Consider the following 18,488-nt stretch of genomic DNA (forward strand, 5'->3'; position numbering starts at 1 on the left):
GTTATGCCGCAGGGCATAACCCTTTTGTCATTTTTCTGAAACCTTTCCGTCTTATTATCAAGCTCAACGCCGACGTGGAAGTGTTCCGCATTCAGGCCTGTTTACCTTATATCGAGGAGTCACCATGCGTAGTCTGTTCGTTCTTGCAGTTGGTTGTTTACTGAGTGCCTGTGCACAACTTGAGCCGGTCAAGTTGTACGGCGGGGCAGAGCAGTCAGTAGAGCAGTTGGTTGTCGTTAATATGCCGTATACACTCGAAGTCTTGAATATCAACGGCCAACCTGTACCTGCAGCCAATAGCATGACCGGCAACAGTGATCGCACCCTGCATTTACAACCTGGTCAGTACCGTATTAATGCCTACTATGAAAATGTCTATGACATTGGCGGCGGGCTCAGTCATGAGGTCGTCAGAACCCGCAGTGCGACTTTCCTGATTGACGGTAAAGCGGGTGAAGTCTGGCAATTGGGCTTTGACGCCCCTGAAGATCTGGCCGCTGCACAGGCCATGAAAGACGATTTTGCTGGCTGGGCGCTCAATACCCGTACTGGTCAACGCACGCCTACCGAGAGGGGGCCAGCCTATGTGTCACTGGTGGGTCAGCTCATGGGCGGCGGCAGCGCGCCGACCTATGCTGATGAGGTCAAGCCGCTCGGTGTGACTGCTGCACCAGCTCCCATGCCCCAGGCGACAACCGTTGCGGAACAAACCCTGCCGCATAACGACGCCACCTTGACCACCCTGCAACAGCTCTGGCAACTGCTTAGCCCGGAAAGTCGCAGTGCGTTTCTGGAGTGGGCGACGAACTGAGTCAAGCGTGACGACTGATGTTTTACCAAGTGTGTGTGATGCTCCCTTTTACCCTGCTTCGGCAGGGTTTTTCTTTTCCGCCATGAGCGCGCTTGTGGCATGCTCAGAGCATGAAATTACGCCAACTCAGTGCCATTAACCAGGTCAGTGCCGAGCAATGGGATAGCCTGCTTGAGAGTGACTACCCCTTCCTCAGGCATGCCTACCTGCACGCCCTGGAGTCGAGTGGTTCGGTAACCGATCAACAGGGCTGGATCCCGGCGCATCTGCTGGTTGAAGACGAGCAGGGCCGGTTGCTGGCGGCGCTGCCGCTGTATCGGAAAATGCATTCCTATGGCGAGTACGTGTTCGATTTTCAGTGGGCCGAAGCCTGGGCCCGCAGTGGCCGGGACTATTACCCCAAATACCTGAGTGCCGTGCCCTTTACCCCGGTGCAGGGGCCGCGGCTGCTATGGCGCACTGAGGCCAGCCGAACGCTTATCCTGGATTGGCTCGAACAGCGGCTTGAGATGGCCGAGGTGTCCAGCCTGCATCTGTTGTTCGGTCCTGACGACCTTGATCCGCTGATGGCCCATGCTGGCTGGGAAACTCGCCTGGGCTGTCAATTTCATTGGTTCAATGAAGGCTACGAGCAGTTTGAGGATTTTCTTGCGGCCTGTACCTCGCGCAAGCGCAAGAATTTCCGCAAGGAGCGTCAGTCGGTAGCGGCGCTGGGAATCGAGTTCAACTGGCTGGTTGGTGATCAACTGACTGACCAGGTCTGGCAGGTGTTTTATCCTTTCTACGCAGCAACCTATCTCAAGCGCGGCCAGCAACCCTATCTTACGCCAGCCTTCTTTCAGCAGATTGGTCAGGACATGCGTGAGTCAGTTCGCCTGTTGTTTGCCCGTCAGGGACAGCAAAACGTAGCGGCAGCGCTGTTCTTTGCGGATAGCGGCACCCTGTATGGTCGTTACTGGGGCTGTCTCGAGGAGTTTGATCGACTGCATTTTGAGACCTGCTTTTATCAAGGCATGGACCGCTGTATTGCCGAGGGCTTGCACAGGTTCGACGCCGGAGCCCAGGGTGAGCATAAATTGATAAGGGGTTTCCACCCAGTGCTGACGCGGTCCTGGCACAAGCTACAACCACCGCTGCATGCTGCGGTAGAGGATTTCCTGGTACGTGAGCGGGAGTCTGTACAGCGATTTCATAGCGAAGCGACTGCATACCTGCCGTACCGACAAGTCGAGTAGCAGGACGGGTCAAGTGGGGCAGCAAACAGAGCCCCGGCAATTCGTATTCCAGCAAGAATACTAACCGCCGAGGCTGACGGGATTATTGCGCGGGCGTTTCAGCTGCGGATTCAAGGCGCTCGGCGCTGATAATGGTCACCGGCGTGGTTGGTACGTTCTGATGCATGCCCTGATTGGCCGTAGGGACTTTGGCAATGGTTTCCACCACGTGTTGACCTTCAACCACCTTGCCGAACACCGCATAGCCAAAATCGCGGCTGCCATGGTTTAGGAAGTCATTATTGCCGTGGTTGATGAAGAACTGGCTGGTGGCACTGTCGACGACATTGGTGCGGGCCATGGCCAGCGTGTAGGTGTCGTTGGTCAGGCCGTTGTCGGCTTCGTTCTTGATCGGCGCACCAACCTCACGTTGACGCATGTCCGGGGTAAAGCCACCGCCCTGAATCATGAAGCCGGGGATGACGCGGTGAAAGATCAGACCATCATAGTGCCCGGCATCGGTATAGCGCAGAAAGTTCTGGGTGCTGATCGGTGCTCTTTCCGCATCCAGTTCCAGCACCATATCGCCCACACTGGTTTTCAGCAGGACTTTGGGGTTGTCAGCCATGGCCAGGTTGGCAGCCAGGGTCAGGGCACAGAGGCCAATAAGGGTCTTCAGCATGGGGTTTTCCTTGTTTTAGATTGGATGCTATTGAATGGTGGCTGTTGCAGGGGGGTGTTGTTGCAGAAACTCAACCAGCAGCTGATTGAAGGTCTCGGCCTGATCGATCGGTGTACCGTGTCGGGAGTCAGTAATGACCTCAAGGCGGGCATCGCCCAGGTGCGCCACGTACTCCTGTTTGCTCTCTACCGGTGTGTAGTCCTGATCACCGGCTATGACCAGTACGGGGCAGTTTATCCGATGCAGGTGCTGGCTGACACCCCAGCCAATGATGGCGCGGAGTGAGGCCAGATAAGCGCGGCGGTCATTCTCATTCCAGCGTTGCTCAAAGGTCTCGCGAATCGCCTGCTGTTCGTCCTTGGGGAACAGCAGCTTGGCTAACCCCTTCGCAATGGTCGATAGCGGCAGCACGTGGGCAAAGAACAGACGCTTACCAACCATCAGATACTCTGCAGCCCGCCGTGGAATGACAGCTGGTGCACTGTTGACGATGGTCAGGCTGGCGGCTACATCAGGGTGATCGGTGGCCAGCTGGAAAGCGATCATGCCACCCATGGAAATACCGACAATGTGCGGTTTGATCAGGCCCATGTGAGTTATAAAGGCCATACAGTCATCGGCAAACTGACGAATTGAGTAGGCTCCGCGTGGCTTGTCGCTCTGGCCGTGACCACGCATGTCCAGACAGAGTACCCGGTAGTGCGGCAGCAGGGCTGGCAACTGGTACTCCCAGTCCTTGGTGCTGGAGCCGAGGCCATGGATCAACAACACGGCATCGCCTTCGCCCTGATCGGTGTAGTGCAGTTGGCAGCCGTTGAGTGTCAGAAAAGGCATGTTCGGTCCTGAAAATGGGTAAGCAGTCATTCTAGACGGCAAATATGAACACTGTCAGTCATTCATCGAGTGTTCAATCAGCAGGTCTGCAAGAATCCGCGTTGCCGGGCCAAGCGGTTTGTCCTTGTTGGCATAGAGGTACAGATAGTGACTGCGCACTGTGCCCTGTTCAAGGGGCAGGGCAGCCAGCAGTCCCTGCTGCATTTGTATCTCAATTTCATGGCGCGGCAGCCAGGCGAAACCCAATCCGCCGGCTACCAGGCTGACGGCGGTGCTGATACTGGTCACCGTCCAGCGTTGTTCGGCACCCAGCCAGCCTGAGTCGATCGGATGATCGCCTGAATCACGAATTACCACCTGCAGTTGCCCCTGCAGATCGTCATGATTGATCTGTCGATTCATCCTGTGCAGCGGATGCTCCGGATGGGCAACGGCAATGAAGTCCACCTGGTTGATCTGATGTGGCAGGTAGCCGGCAATGCTGATGCCGGAAATGGCCAGATCGGCGGAGTTATTCAGCAAACAATCTTCCACCCCGGACAATACTTCCTCACGTAACTGCACGCGACAGCCCTGACTCAAGGGCATGAAGGCTTTCAGGGCGCGGGCCAGGCGTTCGGTAGGGTAGGCGGCATCCACCACCAGACGAACCTCCGGCTCCCAGCCCTGGTCCATATTATGGGCCAGGGTTTCCAGCTGGCTGGCTTGTACCAGCAGGTGGCGCGAGCGGCGTAGCAATGTCGCGCCGGCATCGGTCAGCACTGCCTTGCGGCCTTCGATCTCAAGCAGGGGCACGCCCAACTGCTCCTGCATGCGTGCCACGGTATAGCTGATTGAGGACTGGGAGCGATGCAATGCCTCGGCGGCCTGTGCGAAGCCACCGTGGTCAACCACGGCCTGCAAGGTACGCCATTGTTCGAGGGTTACCCGTGGGGCTTTCATGCGCGGCGCCCCTGGCTTACTCTGTTGTCTGACATCCGATCAGGAGTTGCGATCATGAAGTACGTCCTGCTGTCCGTGTTGATGCTGTTCAGTAGTGCACTCTTTGCCCAGGGCTTTCCTTTGACGACCAAAGCTTTCCCCGTCGAGCTTGAGTTATTGGCCGAGGGCCTCGAGCTTGAAACCCGTACCGGTCATTTGGCCAATATTGCCACGGTTACGGTAAAAAATACCGATTCCCGTGCGGTCAGCTGTGAAGCCAGCTTTGTTAATGGTCCCGAGCGCCCTGTACCGACGCGGGTTCGCTTGGCCAGTGGCGAAGAGACGGTCCTGACCCAGGCCTTCAATCGCGAGGTATTGCGCGTACGCGTGACGCTGACCTGCCAGGTCGCGGATTGAACTATTTATCTGGCTTAGCTTGCCATGGGTATAGACCGGCAAGCGCCGCCTAGCATGCGGGACAGCCTTGCTCAGGCATAAAAACAATAACCAGGATCCAGCCTTATGCAGCGCATCCACTTCGAGACGGAACATAATCTGTTCCGTGAGTCATTCCGGCGTTTTCTTCAACAGCAGGTCGTACCCCATCAGGATGCCTGGGAAGCCGATGGCATGGTCAGCCGTGAGGTCTGGCGCGAGGCAGGCGCCCAGGGCTTTTTGCTGCCCTGGGCGGAGGAGGCCTATGGCGGGCTTGGGCTGAAGGATTTCCGATACGAACAGATCATGAGCGAGGAGCTGGCGTACATCAATGAGCCTGGCTTCATGTTGCCACTGCATTCAGCACTCTGCGGACCCTATATTGCCGAATACGGCAACGAGGAGCAGAAACAGCGCTTCCTGCCGGGCATCATCCGCGGCGAATGCATTCTGGCCGTGGCCATGACCGAGCCGGGTGCCGGATCCGATCTGGCCGGGCTCAAGACCCAGGCAGTCGACAAGGGCGACCACTATCTGCTGAATGGCTCGAAGACCTATATCTCCAATGGATTATTGAGCGATCTGGTGATCGTGGCGGCCAAGACCGATCCAGCTAACAAGCATGCCATGGGCCTGTTCCTGGTCGAACGTGGTATGCCGGGCTTCGAGCGTGGACGCAAGCTGCACAAACTGGGTATGCACAGTCAGGACACCGCCGAGCTGTTCTTCAATGACGTCAAGGTGCCCAAGGCTAACCTGCTGGGTGACAGCCAGGCGGGATTTGTCTATCTGATGCAGATGCTGGCACAGGAACGCCTGACCAACGCCTGTGGCGCCGTTGCAGGCGCCGAGGCCGCCTTTCAGGTCACGCTGGAGTATGTCAAACAGCGCCAGGCCTTTGGACGGGCTGTGTCGGACTTTCAGAATACCCGCTTCAAGCTGGCCGAGTTGCGTACCCAGATAGACGTCGCGCAGGTCTTTGTCGACCGCTGCGTCATGGACCATAACACTGGCCAGTTGACCGCCGAGGTGGCCGCCGAGGCCAAGCTGTTTACCACCGAGCTGCTCGGGCGCATGGTCGACGAGGGCGTGCAGTTGCATGGCGGTGCAGGGTATATGTGGGAGTACCCGATCTGCCGCATGTATGCCAATGCACGCATTCAGCGGATATTTGCCGGCACCTCGGAGATCATGAAGGACATCATCAGCCGCAGTCTGACGAGCTAGTCCATACTGGCAGGCCCCGCCGCCCACAAAAAAGGCCAGTCATTGCTGACTGGCCTTTTGCATTCTGGCTCCGCGACCAGGACTCGAACCTGGGACCCAATGATTAACAGTCATTTGCTCTACCAACTGAGCTATCGCGGAATTAACGCAGCGCACTTTATCAAAAAAATCAGCCAAGTCAACGTCTTGAGGCCGCTTTATGATGAAGCGCGCAGGATGTTATGCCTGATCCAGCAGCACGCAGGCCATGGCATTGGCTACCGCATCAATGTTGCCCTGGTTCAGTGCGGCAACACAGATACGGCCGCTGCTGACCGCATAAATACCAAACTCATCTGCCAGGCGTGCCACCTGAGCTGCGCTCAGACCGGAATAGGAGAACATGCCCCGTTGGCGCTGGATAAAGTCCATGTCGGTCTTGACCCCGGCGGCACTGAGTTTTTCAACCAGCGCCTGGCGCATGCTGCGAATGCGTACGCGCATTTCCGCCAGCTCAGCTTCCCATTGGGCATACAGCTCGGGGCTGTTGAGCACCTTGGCAACCACCTTGGCACCGTGGGTCGGCGGATTGGAGTAATTGGTGCGGATCACGCGCTTGAGCTGGGACAGCACCTTGGCAGTTTCCTGCTGGTCTTCGGTGACCAGCGTCAGCGCGCCCACGCGCTCGCCATACAGCGAAAAGGACTTGGAGAAGGAGCTGGCAATAAACAGCGGCAGTCCTGATTCAGCAAACAGACGCACCGCAATCGCATCATCCTGCAGATTGTCGCCAAAGCCCTGGTAGGCAATATCCAGAAAGGGCACATGCTTGCGGCGTTGAATGACGTCAATCACCCGCGCCCAGTCAGCCAGGCTGAGGTCCGCGCCGGTGGGGTTGTGACAACAGGCATGCAGCAGCACCACGCTGCCCTCGGGCAGCGCATCGATACCCTCGAGCATGGCCTCGACGTTGACGCCACGGCTATTGCTGTCGTAGTAGGGGTAATCCACTACCTCGAACCCGGCAGCCTCGAACAGCGCGCGATGGTTTTCCCAGCTCGGATTGCTGATGGCGACCAGACGCTTGTCCAGCAGACGGTGCAGAAAATCAGCACCCAACTTGAGGGCGCCGGTACCGCCCAAGGCCTGTGCGGTAATGAGTTTGCCCGAGCTCAGCAGCTCGGCGTCTGCACCAAACAGCAGTGTCTGCACGGCACGGTCGTAATCTGCCAGGCCTTCCATCGGCAGATAGGTGCGGGCCGCATGCTCGGCAACCCGAGCTTCCTCGGCGGCCTGTACGGCACGCATCAGCGGAACCTTGCCATTTTCATCGTAATACACCCCAACACCCAGATTGACCTTGTCGCTACGGGTGTCGGCGTTGAAGGCTTCGTTCAGGCCAAGGATTGGATCGCGTGGAGCCATTTCAACAGGGGAGAACAGAGTCATGATATGGGCGAACTCAAAGCTGGTGGGTGGAGGCAAACGGCGATCATTATAAACAGTCCGCTGCACGGGTGCGAGTGCAGCAGCGTGAAACCTTTTGCACATCACGAGCGCTGATAGAGCAGGGTAGCGGTGCTATGATGGAGGCCGATTTTTCAGCCGGAAAGCCACAGTCATGACTCAGTTCACCCTGCAGACCCGTTTCCAGCCCGCTGGCGATCAGCCTGTGGCGATTGCGCAGCTGGTAGAAGGCTTGCAGGCGGGGTTGTCACATCAGACGCTGCTGGGTGTCACCGGCTCGGGCAAGACCTTTACCATCGCCAACGTGATTCAGCAGGTGCAGCGTCCGGCCATCATCATGGCTCCGAACAAGACCCTGGCCGCCCAGTTGTATGGTGAGTTTCGCGAGTTCTTTCCGAACAACTCGGTGGAGTATTTCGTTTCCTACTACGACTATTACCAGCCTGAGGCCTATGTTCCCTCCTCGGATACCTTTATCGAGAAGGATGCTTCGATCAACGACCATATCGAGCAGATGCGTCTGTCGGCGACCAAGGCGCTGCTCGAGCGTCCGGACGCGATCATTGTCGCGACCGTATCGGCGATCTACGGTCTGGGCGATCCCGCCTCCTATTTACGAATGGTCCTGCATGTGGATCGCGGCGATTTGCTGGATCAGCGTACGCTACTGCGACGTCTGGCTGAGCTGCAATACACCCGCAATGACATGGAGCTGGCGCGGGCCAACTACCGGGTGCGTGGCGATGTGATTGATATCTTCCCGGCGGAATCCGACCTCGAAGCCATACGTATCGAACTCTTCGATGATACGGTCGAGACCATCAGTTATTTCGATCCGCTAACAGGTGAAGTATTACGCAAGGTTCCACGCGTAACTGTTTATCCCAAATCACATTATGTGACGCCACGAGAGAAACTGCTGGAGGCCGTGGAACATATCAAGGTCGAGCTCGGCGAACGTCTGGAAGTACTGAAAAGCCAGAACAAACTGGTCGAAGCCCAGCGCCTTGAGCAGCGCACGCGCTTTGATATGGAGATGATTCTCGAGCTTGGTTATTGCAACGGCATCGAAAACTACTCGCGCTATCTGTCCGGCCGTGCCCATGGCGAAGCACCCCCGACCCTCTTTGATTACCTGCCGGCCAACGCCCTGCTGATCATCGACGAATCCCACGTGTCGGTGCCCCAGGTTGGCGCCATGTACAAGGGTGACCGCTCGCGCAAGGAAACCCTGGTCGAATACGGCTTCCGTCTGCCCTCGGCGCTGGACAACCGCCCCATGCGTTTTGACGAATGGGAGGCCATCTCGCCCCAGGCGATTTTTGTTTCTGCCACACCCGGCCCCTATGAGGCTGAACACGCTGGCCGGGTAGTCGAGCAGGTAGTCCGACCTACCGGGCTGGTTGATCCCTTGATCGAAGTCCGGCCCGCCACCACCCAGGTTGACGATCTACTCTCGGAAATAGGCCTGCGTACCGCCGTAGGCGAACGGGTGTTGGTCACCACCCTGACCAAACGTATGGCCGAGGATCTGACCGACTACCTGTCCGACCACGGCATACGCGTGCGATATCTGCACTCGGATATCGATACCGTGGAGCGCGTAGAGATCATTCGTGACCTGCGCATTGGTGCTTTTGATGTGCTGGTTGGCATCAACTTATTGCGAGAAGGCCTTGATATGCCAGAGGTTTCCCTGGTGGCCATACTGGATGCCGACAAGGAAGGCTTTCTGCGTTCGGAGCGCTCACTGATCCAGACCATCGGCCGCGCCGCCCGCAACCTGAACGGCAAGGCCATCCTCTATGCCGACCGCATGACCGGTTCCATGGAGCGCGCCATAGGTGAAACCGAACGCCGCAGGGACAAGCAGATAGCCTTTAACCTGGCCAATGGCATCACACCCAAGGGCGTAACCAAGAGCGTCGCCGATATTCTTGAAGGTGCTGTGGTGCCGGGCAGCCGTTCGAACAAGCGCAAAAAACTCAAGGCCGCTGAAGACGCAGCCGAGTACAACGCCAACCAGTTGCGCTCACCCTCGGAAATCAGCAAACGTATCCGCCAGCTTGAGGAAAAGATGTACCACCACTCACGCGACCTGGAATTTGAAGCCGCCGCCAGTGTGCGCGACGAGATTCAGACCTTGCGGGCGATGCTGATCAAGGTGTGAGTTCGGTATCAGTGCGCGTGTCGCTGGTCTTATACAGTACTGGAGAGCTCGTGCGATGCCGGGCTAACTACTTGTTCGGGCATTGGCTGGGCTCTTCCATGTTGAACGGGTCGGAATATGGGTATTGTGGGTGGCCGAACCCGTAGATGCCAGCAGTGACTTTGACTTCATTGCAGGGCAGAAAGTGCACGCTGACCACGCCCAGCGCCTCATAAGGCGCCACTTCGACCTCAGCTCGGTGATTTGTATAGTGAGTCCGCTGCTCCTGCATTTGAGCGCGCCAAGCTTCTGTGAATGGTTTTTCTTGAATTCGACTGGATGAAAATGGATCTGGATCTTTCTCCCATTCAACTATCACCTTGAGCCCGGGCTGCCAAGTAACCGGCAAGCTGACGCAGCAGTTTTGCTTGCCCCCGCCTTGGTTAGGTCCGACGTTGGGTCCACCATTACCATTTACCGAGAAGCGGTTGATGCCCGCCGAAGTATGGCTATATCCCTCAATCGGCGTCCCAAGCCTTCGTACTTCTGTCGAATGTGATTGGGCAGAGCAGGCATTCAGTGTCAGCACACTGCTGATCATCAGCGCCGTGGCGGCCAGGCGGTTGCAGTGAAAACGCGTGAGCAGGGACATAGTGGTTTGCTTCCGTATGGGTGCAGGGGTAAAGCCAGAAATAGCCGGGCTGACGTTCCGAGTGTGGATACCGAGTTGCGCGGTCATGCTGGCGACTCACCAGGGCTGGCAGATGCGGCAGATTGCTGTGTCAGCCAGTCCAGTACGAGTTATTCCCTTGATCAACAAGCTCAAGTTTAGGCTGCTTGGAGCGTCTTAATCCGTCATTACTCCGTACAGTTGGGGTAGACGGTGCATTCCTGCCCATTCATTTCAAAAGTCTTGAATAGGGGTGGATCTTGGCACCTCATCCAGCCGCCTGGCTTGGGCTCGCAGGGTTTCCAGCCCTCAGGGAACTGAATCCAGGTATTTCGGTGAGATGGCCGTTCCTGCGGATCTTCACGAATTTCCAAGATAACGGTTTTACCCGCCAGCTCATCGCGGCCAAGCGCCACGCCAAGGCCCCTGCGTTTGGATAGATCGTAATCCTGCGACCAGTTTTCGTCTGGCTGTGAGCAGTGAAGCAATTTGCCAAGCTCGAGGTAGACGGGGCTGATCTGAAACATCCAGCCGCACATACCCCGGAGTAACATGGTCCCGTCGCTGGCGAAGCTGGGGGCATCGGCCGGTCGTGTATCAACCACTGCAATGCCGCCGCCATGCCTGTCTTGTTTCCAGCTCTCTTCGCCATAGTGCCCCGTAACATAAAGCGCCACCCGATACAGTTCAGAATGACATAAGCCAACATGGTGGGTCAGAGGGATGTTCAGGCTGAAGTCGTGTGGGTGATCCTGTAGCTCGGTACTCTGCTGGACGACCATAGTGCGAGTAGATGTGCCACTTGAGGTAAAGTCACGTACCTGGCACTTCTCTGCATCCAGCACCTGATACTGGGCCGAGGCCATTAACTCAAAGTTGGCTGGCAGACTACCCGCCAGCGTGAAATGCTCACGCCCGCTGCGCTCGGTCAGTGACACCAGACCCTCCTTGGCCATATACCCGACAAAACTGCAGGCAGTGAGGCCTAGCGCCAGGGAGCATAGCAACAACGTGCGGAAAAGCTGAAAGTGGTAGCTGGGAGGTGTCATCCGTGATTACTCCGTGCAGTTTGGGTAGACGGTGCATTCCTGGCCGTTCATCTCAAAGGTCTTGAATAGGGGTGGATCTTGGCACCTCATCCAGCCGCCTGGCTTGGGCTCGCAGGGTTTCCAGCCCTCAGGGAACTGAATCCAGGTATTTCGGTGAGATGGGCGTTCCTGCGGATCTTCACGAATCTCCAAGATAACGGTTTTACCCGCCAGTTCATCGCGGCCAAGGGCCACGCCAAGGCCCCTGCGCTTGGAGAGGTCGTAATCCTGCGACCAGTTTTCGTCTGGCTGTGAGCAGTGGAGTAGTTTGTCTATCCCAACGTAAAGGCTACTTATCTGAAACATCCAACTGCACATGCCGCGTAGGTAAAGATTACCCTCGGAATCAAAGGCAGGAGCATTTTCTGGCCTGGTGTCGAGGATGCTGAGTCCGCCCCCATGGCGACTTTGTCGATCATTACGTTCGTCATAATGTCCTTTAATCTGCAGCTTCACCCGAGACAACTCGGAATCACATAAACCAATATGATGCGTAAGAGGGATTTCCAGGCTGAAGGTGTGGGGGTGATCCTTTAGCTCGGTGTCTTGCTGAGTCGCCATAACCCGAGTTGAGGTGCCACTTGAGGTGAAGTCACGTACCTGACACTTGTCCTCGTCCAGCACTTGATAGTATGAGATGGCTGACAGCTCAAAATTGGCCGGTAGACTACCCGCCAAGGTGAAATGCTCACGGCCACTGCGTTCGGTCAGTGACAACATACCTTCCTTGGCCATATGCCCGACAAAGCTGCAGGCGGTAAGGTCTAACAACATGGCGCCCAGCAGCATTAACTTTATAAAGGTGCCGGTTTTACTTGTATAAAGCATTACGCGTTGAGGTAAGAGATCAAGCATATTGGCCGTTACGGGTTGAGGCTGATTCCACATTGGCCACTCGCTCTGCCTCCAGGTTCAGCTCTTCCTGACGCCATTCGCTTACCAGTTGTTGCAGGTCTTCTCTGTTGGCCTGATCGCCAAAAACAGCAGCAGCTGTGATCGGGATACTGGCTTGAGCTGTTAGCCGCTGCTGAGCAGCTGTCAGTTTGCGCTGTTGCACTATCAGGGGGTCTGTTAATGAGTTTATGTCATCGCGGTAAAACGTAAGCAGTTCGGTATCGGTCTTATTGTAGAAACGGGAGTCATGGTACAGGCGAATCCGGTTCCTGAACTCCGTGAAGGAACCCGGGGTCCAGTTTGCCAGCTCCCTCTCTAATTTGGTCAGTTGTGGTCTAAGAAGCTCGACCTCCTCTTCTGTGAAAAGTTGACCACCGCGGCTGAGACTGGCATTCCAGCGTAATAGATTGGTCAAGGCCGCACGGGCATAGCCCGTGTCTTTGTAGTGATGTGAAAACGAGGCAATCTGGATAATAAAATTCCGGCGTTCAACCTCATCGTTAACAATCGAGAGCTCAGCGCTAAAGCGTGCGCAGTCACCTTCTTCCAGTGCCGCACAACCCGGCTGCCATAGGACGGAAGCCTCACTGCCGCCACCGGGCCTGCGAGGCATAAAATAATACTGCTCGCCATGGTGTTGATAAGCATCACCCTTAAGATTGACTAGACCGGCCAGCAAAAGGCTTGTCGCTTTGGCTGGTGGAGCAAGAGAAGCCAGCAGCATAACCAGCCCAGGCACAACTACTTTCCACTCCGAATCCATCCATCTCGCGGGGACAGAGGGGACGAGGTCGTTATTATTGACAAGGCGGTGGTGAACCAGATCTTTTGCGCTTTCCACAAAAGCAGCGTCGCCTGCGCGTGGGGCGCCGTAGGTATAAAGCTGGGTTTTTGGCGACCATGTCTTGCGGACATAGTCTGCAAGTAGCAAAGCTATGGCACCACCTAAACTGTGGCCGCACACTATGATATTGTGGTCTTCTCTGTGAAAGCGTTCCAGATAGGTTTTAGTAAATTTTTGCGCAATACAGAAAGCTTCATAAAATCCACGATGTGCGTTACCAATGCCATTCTCGATTGGAACTTGGCGCGCATCAAAGTCGCGGAGCCAATCGTGTGGACTGGCAGAGCCGCGGATTGAAATTAGTATTATCTTGTCATTATGGGTAATAAGAACCTGTGTGTCGGTTTTATCATCATGCAGAAAGTGCTCATCTTCTGGAGTAAGTTTTTCACTCTGAATTTGATATCGCTCAGGGTCGTAAGGCACAACCTCAAAGCGTTTTGAATAAGGCACTTCTTCAGATAATAGATGGAAATTGGCTTTTTCAAAGAGTGTTGGCTTGATTTGGCAGGCCAACTGTTCTCGTAGCACATTACCAATGCTGCCTGCTTGCAGGTATGGAGGTGGGTGTGAGGGGGCTTTGTCTTCTCGTTCTATGCTGAAGGGCGCATAGGACAGAATGGCCATCACGGCCAATTGATAGGCGTTTAGTGCTGAAAACTCGGGTGCCGTTGAGAAGATCGGGCTGTAGGCCCTGAGCGCTTTGACCTCAAATACGTGGTGCTGATTGGGCTCCAGAGCGATGCCGGGTTGGTCTGCGGCAGCTCCGGCAGCCTGCTTTAGACCTGCGCTCGGGCGTGGACCCCAAGCTTGGTCGGGGTCGGGCAGGTGCTTGGTGGCCTCGACCAGATCGCTGACCTCCACACGATAAAAACGTGCGCCTTCCTGTGCTGCGCGTTCCTCTGCCAGATAGGTCAGGCTCTCTCCAGTGCGGCGGGGGCCTATTGGGGTTTGCTCGGCTGCGATTTGTAAATTGGTTAGCGGGAGAGGGTATTCCTTTCTATCGCGTAATGTCTCGTACCACCTGTCACCACCAGGGTACTCTGCAGTCATGGATAAGAGCATTGGGCCACAATAAATATTATTGATAAGAGCATAGCCATCTTGGTCAAGCTCTCCTGTATAAATCTGGCCTTCAGTATCGCAAAGCTTGAAAGCGAGGCCACTGAAACAGACGGGCTCCCCGTGTTCGTCAAGCAGACGGAAACTTACCCATTGGTTTTTTATAGGGCAATCTAAACTATTGGATTCTTGAGCGCTGGGAGAGTCATTCATCCGTGATTACTCCGTACAGTTGGGGTAGACAGTGCATTCTTGCCCGTTCATTTGAAAGGTCTTGAAAATGGGTGGCTCTTGGCAGCGGTCGGATTGCTCTGTGCCCTGGCAAGGCTTCCAGCCTGTTGGGGTCTCAATCCAACGCCTGTGCATTGAGGGTTCTTCCTGCGGATCTTCACGAATCTCCAATATAACGGTTTTACCCGCCAGCTCATCACGGCCAAGGGTCACGCCAAGGCCTCTGCGTTTGGATAGATCATAATCCTGCGACCAGTTTTCGTCTGGCTGTGAGCAGTGGAGTAGTTTGCTTACCTGTCCCTTACGTGAGTAGGCGGTGCTTAACTTAAACATCCAAGTGCACATACCCCGAAGTAGCATAGTGCCGTCGCTGGCGAAGCTGGGGGCATGCGTCGGTCGTGTATCAACGACTGGAATGCCGCCGCCATGCCTGTCTTGTTTCCAGCTCTCTTCGCCATAGTGCCCCGTAACATAAAGCGCCACCCGATACAGTTCTGAGTGACATAAGCCAACATGGTGGGTCAGGGGGATGTTCAGGCTGAAGTCGTGGGGGTGATTGTTTAGCTCGGTGCTTTGCTGGATGACCATAGTGCGAGTAGAGGTGCCACTTGAGCTAAAATCACGAACCTGGCATTTCTCTGCATCCAGCACCTGATATTGGGCCGAGGCCATCAACTCAAAGTTGGCAGGCAGACTACCCGCCAGCGTGAAATGCTCACGCCCACTGCGCTCGGTCAGTGACAACACACCTTCCTTGGCCATATGCCCGGCAAAGCTGCAGGCGGTGAGGGTAAGGGTGCTCAGGCACAGCAGTATGGGCAGCTTCATGGAGTACTCCGGGAGGGGGTGTTGGCCAGCGCGTTTCGGCAGCGCTGATAATGGGCTGTGGGTGTTTCGCCGGTTTGTTTGACCCAGAATGGTTGGTTGGCTACCTGGCTATTCAACTGGTGTTGCAGCAGAAAATGCAGTTGTTCCGTGTTATTCCAGCCCCAGTCCTGGGCTGTTTGCAGTTGGCGTTGCAGCCAGTTTTTGAGCGGCTCACGTGTTGCCAGTTGGGTAGCCGCTGTCGGGTGCTCTTGCCACAGCCATTGTTGCAGGTTATGCAAACGGATTGCCTGTGCGGTGTCGTCAGGTTCGGGTATGTCCAGCCAGGGCCTGTTGATGGGTTCAGGGTGCGGGGCGGGAGCAGGATTAACCCATGTGTTCCATTGGTCTTGGTGCCAGCACAACAGGTTGTGCAGCGGCCCCAGCAGGAGCGGCCGCTGTTCTGCTGAAAGATGGGTCAATTGGTGACTGATTACCCGGTTGTCCTGAAAGCGATACAGGGCTTTCTTGTTTGCTTCGACAATCACCATGCGCTCGCGCCAATGCGTGGCAAGACCAGCCAGATCAAGCTGGTCAGCACTGGCCAACCAGCCCCAAAGCGGCTCTGGGGCATCCAGCAGGCCGCTAAGTGCCTGGGTGCTGTGTTCGGGTATCTTGATCAGCCAGGGACCCATGTCTTTCAGCTCGTTGTAGTCTGTGCCAGCGTAGAGATTGATGTACTCCTGCATGAGGTCCAGGCCGAAAAGCTGCGTTATCGGATCTGGTTCTGCCAGCCGGTCGATGATCAGAAAAATCTGCCGTCCATAGGCTTTCTGGTCGGCAATCCACTGCTGTGGCTCGATGGGTGAATGTGCGCTCATACCGGGCAGACTCCTTCCATGCAGGCTTCACAGATAGGGCAGCGACTGGCGCCCATGCTGCGCGCCAGTCGCGCCAGATTGCTTTGGGCATTGGCCAGCACTGGGGTTGTTATGGCGCCAGCCTGAGCACTGTCAGCCATGCCGGCCAGTAGCGGCAGCACAATATCCAGTCCCGAACCCCGCCCGGCACTGCCCCCCGAATTGATCCTGATATTGGGTCCGCTCAGGGTTACGCCGCTGGGGTCGAGCTTGAGGAAGGAACCGCCGCCTTTGGCTGTGAGTTCCATGCCTGCGTCGATCACTACTTTGTCGCCGGCGTAGTAGTGAATTTCGTTGCCCGCCTCGATGAACTGACCGGTACCCAGTTTGACGTGCTGACTGGTGCCCACGGTCAGATGATCATTGGCCTTGATCTCGGTTTTGCGCTCACCGTGGGTGGTGTGGTGTTCCTCGGCCATGAATTCCGAGTAGCTGTTGGCTTCGACGCGGTCATGGCGTTCGTTGCCGACGCGGATCTTCTGATCGTGCTCGATGTTCTCGTCCCAGTCGCGCTGGGCGTGCAGGTAGATCTGCTCTTCGCCTTGCTTGTCTTCAATCCGCAGTTCGTTGTAACCATCACCGCCGCCACCGGGGGCGCTACTCAGGGTCTTGAATACGCTGCGGGTCTTGTGTGCCGGTAGCTCGTAGGGTGTGGGATGGCCCTTGTGGTACAGGCAGCCGGTAACCAGCGGTTGATCCGGGTCGCCTTCGAGGAAAGTGATCAGCACTTCCATACCGATGCGCGGGATGGCGATACCGCCGTATTGATTACCGGCCCAGCTGGATGAGACACGCAACCAGCAACTGGTCTGCTCATCGGCCTGACCTTCACGGTCCCAGTGGAACTGCACCTTGATGCGGCCGTATTGGTCGCAGTGGATTTCTTCGCCAGCGGGGCCTGTGACCACGGCGGTCTGGCTGCCGAGGGCCTTGGGCTTGGGGTGGTTCAGTTGTGGTCTGAACGGCACATCCCAGGGCGTGGCGGTGAACTGGTTGCGGTAGCCCTGGGTAAAGCCATCTTCCGGTCTGACGTCACTGGTAACCGACTCTTCCAGCACCTGGGGCTGTTTGCCCTCGTGGCGGATGCCGGTGATCAGCCACAGGTCGTTCCAGTCGGCTCTGGGGTGTTCGGACAGGGTCAGGAAGTGGCCGCTGATCAGGCTGGGGACATCGCTCTTGCCTTCGGCCAGGCGGTAGTCGCTGCGATGGCGCTCCAGGGTGCGCTTGGCCAGGTGTTTGCCGCGGGCGCGTTCGCTAAAGAGGCCGGGGTAGTCGTAGTCTTCCAGGTCCGGCAGCGGCGGTGGTGGCTCTTCCCCCTCAATGGGCTGCTCGGCCTGGTGGGCGGCCTCCATTAACAGATGCGGCTTTTCAAAGTCGTAGTCGCGGCGAGTCACGCGGCTAGGCCGGGTCTCCATGCGCAGGGCAAAGCGTTTGATCACCTGTTCATCGGCGACCAGGCCGTTGTCCTGACTGTAGGCGGTGGGTCTTTCCAGACGCGGGAAGCTGGTCTGGTCATCGCCAAACACCAGCAGGTGGTTATCGGTTGTGTGTTCAAAGTGGTAGTGAATACCTTCCTCTTCGCACAATCTCTGTACAAAGTGCAGGTCGGTCTCGTCGTACTGGGTGCAATAGTCCCGTGGCGCGTACTCGCTGTTGAGTTGAAAGCGGTAGGCATCGGACTGCATGCCATGGTCGCCGAGGACCTGGGCAATGATTTCGGGCACGCTCAGGTGCTGGAAAATACGTTGGTTGGTGCGCAAGCCCAGATAGAACAGGTGCGGCACCAGGCGCAGGTGATAACGGGTCAGGCGTTTGCCGGCATCGCCCTGGGCGACGCGGTGAATCAGGCCATGGATACCCTTGTCCTGCCCGGCAAAGCTGAGAAAGGCCGGTTGCTGCAACAGGGTTTCGATATCCAGATCCGGGCGTTCGCTGACCAGTACCAGTTCGAAGCGGTAAGGCTGGCTGATCTGCTCGACGCCGTCGAAGGACAGCACCTTGAAGTCGTGGCTGATGCCGGGGATAGCGAGGGTGAAGTCGGCCTGATTGGCTGGGGCGAACATCCTATCTTCCTTGATCGGGTAAGCGACATGCAGAGTGGTCTGCAGACCTGTATGGATACAGGCGCCCGATTATCGCAGAAATGCGTGGTAAAAAATGTGCGCGGGTAGACAAAACCGGCAGGCACTTGGCCATTGATCAGCAGGAAAATCCTTTTGTATTCAACGAGCTAAGTGCGCAAGAAGTTGCGCACTT

16 protein-coding genes and 1 tRNA gene are annotated in these 18,488 nt (G+C 56.4%); 5 read left to right on the forward strand and 12 right to left on the reverse strand.

Going from position 1 to position 18,488, the window contains the following annotated elements:
- Nucleotides 1-124: 124 nt before the first annotated feature.
- Both AC27HQ_RS12160 and AC27HQ_RS12165 read left to right on the forward strand, forming a co-directional pair.
- Entirely contained in the window at nucleotides 125-811 is a 687-nt protein-coding gene (locus AC27HQ_RS12160) for a DUF2057 family protein (protein WP_487156438.1), read from the forward strand.
- Between the two features lie 110 nt (nucleotides 812-921).
- Nucleotides 922-2,046 carry a GNAT family N-acetyltransferase gene (locus AC27HQ_RS12165; protein WP_487156439.1) on the forward strand — a complete coding sequence of 375 codons (1,125 nt, stop codon included), beginning with the start codon at nucleotides 922-924 and terminating at the stop codon, nucleotides 2,044-2,046.
- Between the two features lie 82 nt (nucleotides 2,047-2,128).
- Here AC27HQ_RS12165 and AC27HQ_RS12170 read toward each other — a convergent pair whose 3' ends face one another.
- The 3 genes from AC27HQ_RS12170 to AC27HQ_RS12180 are packed head-to-tail and all read right to left on the reverse strand — an operon-like array spanning nucleotide 2,129 to nucleotide 4,483.
- Nucleotides 2,129-2,707, reverse strand: a complete 579-nt coding sequence (locus tag AC27HQ_RS12170; RefSeq protein WP_487156440.1) for a peptidylprolyl isomerase — start codon at nucleotides 2,705-2,707, stop codon at nucleotides 2,129-2,131.
- Between the two features lie 27 nt (nucleotides 2,708-2,734).
- Entirely contained in the window at nucleotides 2,735-3,541 is an 807-nt protein-coding gene (locus AC27HQ_RS12175; RefSeq protein ID WP_487156441.1) for an alpha/beta fold hydrolase, read from the reverse strand.
- Nucleotides 3,542-3,595: 54 nt separating this feature from the next.
- A complete protein-coding gene (locus tag AC27HQ_RS12180) occupies nucleotides 3,596-4,483 on the reverse strand; it encodes a LysR family transcriptional regulator (RefSeq protein WP_487156442.1) in 888 nt (295 codons plus the stop codon).
- Between the two features lie 54 nt (nucleotides 4,484-4,537).
- Here AC27HQ_RS12180 and AC27HQ_RS12185 point away from each other — a divergent pair, with 54 nt between their 5' ends.
- Together AC27HQ_RS12185 and AC27HQ_RS12190 are read left to right on the forward strand one after the other, a co-directional pair.
- The gene (locus AC27HQ_RS12185; protein WP_487156443.1) at nucleotides 4,538-4,879 is read left to right on the forward strand and encodes a 3-phosphoglycerate kinase; all 342 of its coding nucleotides are present in this window, start codon (nucleotides 4,538-4,540) and stop codon (nucleotides 4,877-4,879) included.
- Between the two features lie 105 nt (nucleotides 4,880-4,984).
- Nucleotides 4,985-6,124, forward strand: coding sequence for an acyl-CoA dehydrogenase family protein (locus AC27HQ_RS12190; RefSeq protein WP_487156444.1), 1,140 nt, complete (start codon nucleotides 4,985-4,987; stop codon nucleotides 6,122-6,124).
- A gap of 65 nt (nucleotides 6,125-6,189) precedes the next feature.
- Here the strand turns inward: AC27HQ_RS12190 and AC27HQ_RS12195 are convergent.
- Both AC27HQ_RS12195 and AC27HQ_RS12200 read right to left on the reverse strand, forming a co-directional pair.
- Nucleotides 6,190-6,265, reverse strand: a tRNA-Asn gene (locus AC27HQ_RS12195).
- A 78-nt stretch (nucleotides 6,266-6,343) separates the two neighbouring features.
- Nucleotides 6,344-7,552 (reverse strand): amino acid aminotransferase, encoded by a 1,209-nt coding sequence (locus AC27HQ_RS12200; protein ID WP_487156507.1) that lies wholly within the window; start codon nucleotides 7,550-7,552, stop codon nucleotides 6,344-6,346.
- Nucleotides 7,553-7,724: 172 nt separating this feature from the next.
- Between AC27HQ_RS12200 and uvrB the strand changes: the two genes are divergently transcribed.
- Nucleotides 7,725-9,740: an excinuclease ABC subunit UvrB gene (gene uvrB / locus AC27HQ_RS12205; RefSeq protein ID WP_487156445.1), complete on the forward strand. Its 2,016-nt coding sequence runs from the start codon at nucleotides 7,725-7,727 to the stop codon at nucleotides 9,738-9,740.
- Between the two features lie 67 nt (nucleotides 9,741-9,807).
- Here uvrB and tli1a read toward each other — a convergent pair whose 3' ends face one another.
- The 7 genes from tli1a to AC27HQ_RS12240 form a co-directional block, all read right to left on the reverse strand.
- Entirely contained in the window at nucleotides 9,808-10,458 is a 651-nt protein-coding gene (tli1a, locus tag AC27HQ_RS12210) for a Tli1a family immunity protein (RefSeq protein WP_487156446.1), read from the reverse strand.
- 119 nt (nucleotides 10,459-10,577) lie between these two features.
- Nucleotides 10,578-11,438, reverse strand: coding sequence for a hypothetical protein (locus tag AC27HQ_RS12215; protein WP_487156447.1), 861 nt, complete (start codon nucleotides 11,436-11,438; stop codon nucleotides 10,578-10,580).
- Nucleotides 11,439-11,444: 6 nt separating this feature from the next.
- Nucleotides 11,445-12,365 (reverse strand): hypothetical protein, encoded by a 921-nt coding sequence (locus tag AC27HQ_RS12220; RefSeq protein ID WP_487156448.1) that lies wholly within the window; start codon nucleotides 12,363-12,365, stop codon nucleotides 11,445-11,447.
- A complete protein-coding gene (locus AC27HQ_RS12225; RefSeq protein ID WP_487156449.1) occupies nucleotides 12,325-14,490 on the reverse strand; it encodes a lipase family protein in 2,166 nt (721 codons plus the stop codon). The genes AC27HQ_RS12220 and AC27HQ_RS12225 overlap by 41 nt, the downstream gene beginning before the upstream one ends.
- Before the next feature lie 6 nt (nucleotides 14,491-14,496).
- Nucleotides 14,497-15,336, reverse strand: coding sequence for a hypothetical protein (locus AC27HQ_RS12230; protein WP_487156450.1), 840 nt, complete (start codon nucleotides 15,334-15,336; stop codon nucleotides 14,497-14,499).
- A complete protein-coding gene (locus tag AC27HQ_RS12235) occupies nucleotides 15,333-16,193 on the reverse strand; it encodes a DUF4123 domain-containing protein (RefSeq protein WP_487156451.1) in 861 nt (286 codons plus the stop codon). The genes AC27HQ_RS12230 and AC27HQ_RS12235 overlap by 4 nt, the downstream gene beginning before the upstream one ends.
- Complete coding sequence (locus AC27HQ_RS12240) at nucleotides 16,190-18,295, reverse strand: type VI secretion system Vgr family protein (RefSeq protein WP_487156452.1); 2,106 nt, start codon at nucleotides 18,293-18,295, stop codon at nucleotides 16,190-16,192. Before AC27HQ_RS12240 ends, AC27HQ_RS12235 begins: the two co-directional genes overlap by 4 nt.
- Nucleotides 18,296-18,488 lie beyond the last annotated feature (193 nt).

Source organism: Halopseudomonas sp. 4NH20-0008 (assembly GCF_057548395.1).

Excerpts from the sequence above, each read along its gene's own strand:
- AC27HQ_RS12160 (WP_487156438.1), top strand. The coding sequence starts at position 125 with ATGCGTAGTCTGTTCGTTCTTGCAGTTGGTTGTTTACTGAGTGCCTGT.
- AC27HQ_RS12165 (WP_487156439.1), top strand. The coding sequence starts at position 922 with ATGAAATTACGCCAACTCAGTGCCATTAACCAGGTCAGTGCCGAGCAA.
- AC27HQ_RS12170 (WP_487156440.1), bottom strand. The coding sequence starts at position 2,707 with ATGCTGAAGACCCTTATTGGCCTCTGTGCCCTGACCCTGGCTGCCAAC.
- AC27HQ_RS12175 (WP_487156441.1), bottom strand. The coding sequence starts at position 3,541 with ATGCCTTTTCTGACACTCAACGGCTGCCAACTGCACTACACCGATCAG.
- AC27HQ_RS12180 (WP_487156442.1), bottom strand. The coding sequence starts at position 4,483 with ATGAAAGCCCCACGGGTAACCCTCGAACAATGGCGTACCTTGCAGGCC.
- AC27HQ_RS12185 (WP_487156443.1), top strand. The coding sequence starts at position 4,538 with ATGAAGTACGTCCTGCTGTCCGTGTTGATGCTGTTCAGTAGTGCACTC.
- AC27HQ_RS12190 (WP_487156444.1), top strand. The coding sequence starts at position 4,985 with ATGCAGCGCATCCACTTCGAGACGGAACATAATCTGTTCCGTGAGTCA.
- AC27HQ_RS12200 (WP_487156507.1), bottom strand. The coding sequence starts at position 7,552 with ATGACTCTGTTCTCCCCTGTTGAAATGGCTCCACGCGATCCAATCCTT.
- uvrB (WP_487156445.1), top strand. The coding sequence starts at position 7,725 with ATGACTCAGTTCACCCTGCAGACCCGTTTCCAGCCCGCTGGCGATCAG.
- tli1a (WP_487156446.1), bottom strand. The coding sequence starts at position 10,458 with ATGACCGCGCAACTCGGTATCCACACTCGGAACGTCAGCCCGGCTATT.
- AC27HQ_RS12215 (WP_487156447.1), bottom strand. The coding sequence starts at position 11,438 with ATGACACCTCCCAGCTACCACTTTCAGCTTTTCCGCACGTTGTTGCTA.
- AC27HQ_RS12220 (WP_487156448.1), bottom strand. The coding sequence starts at position 12,365 with ATGTGGAATCAGCCTCAACCCGTAACGGCCAATATGCTTGATCTCTTA.
- AC27HQ_RS12225 (WP_487156449.1), bottom strand. The coding sequence starts at position 14,490 with ATGAATGACTCTCCCAGCGCTCAAGAATCCAATAGTTTAGATTGCCCT.
- AC27HQ_RS12230 (WP_487156450.1), bottom strand. The coding sequence starts at position 15,336 with ATGAAGCTGCCCATACTGCTGTGCCTGAGCACCCTTACCCTCACCGCC.
- AC27HQ_RS12235 (WP_487156451.1), bottom strand. The coding sequence starts at position 16,193 with ATGAGCGCACATTCACCCATCGAGCCACAGCAGTGGATTGCCGACCAG.
- AC27HQ_RS12240 (WP_487156452.1), bottom strand. The coding sequence starts at position 18,295 with ATGTTCGCCCCAGCCAATCAGGCCGACTTCACCCTCGCTATCCCCGGC.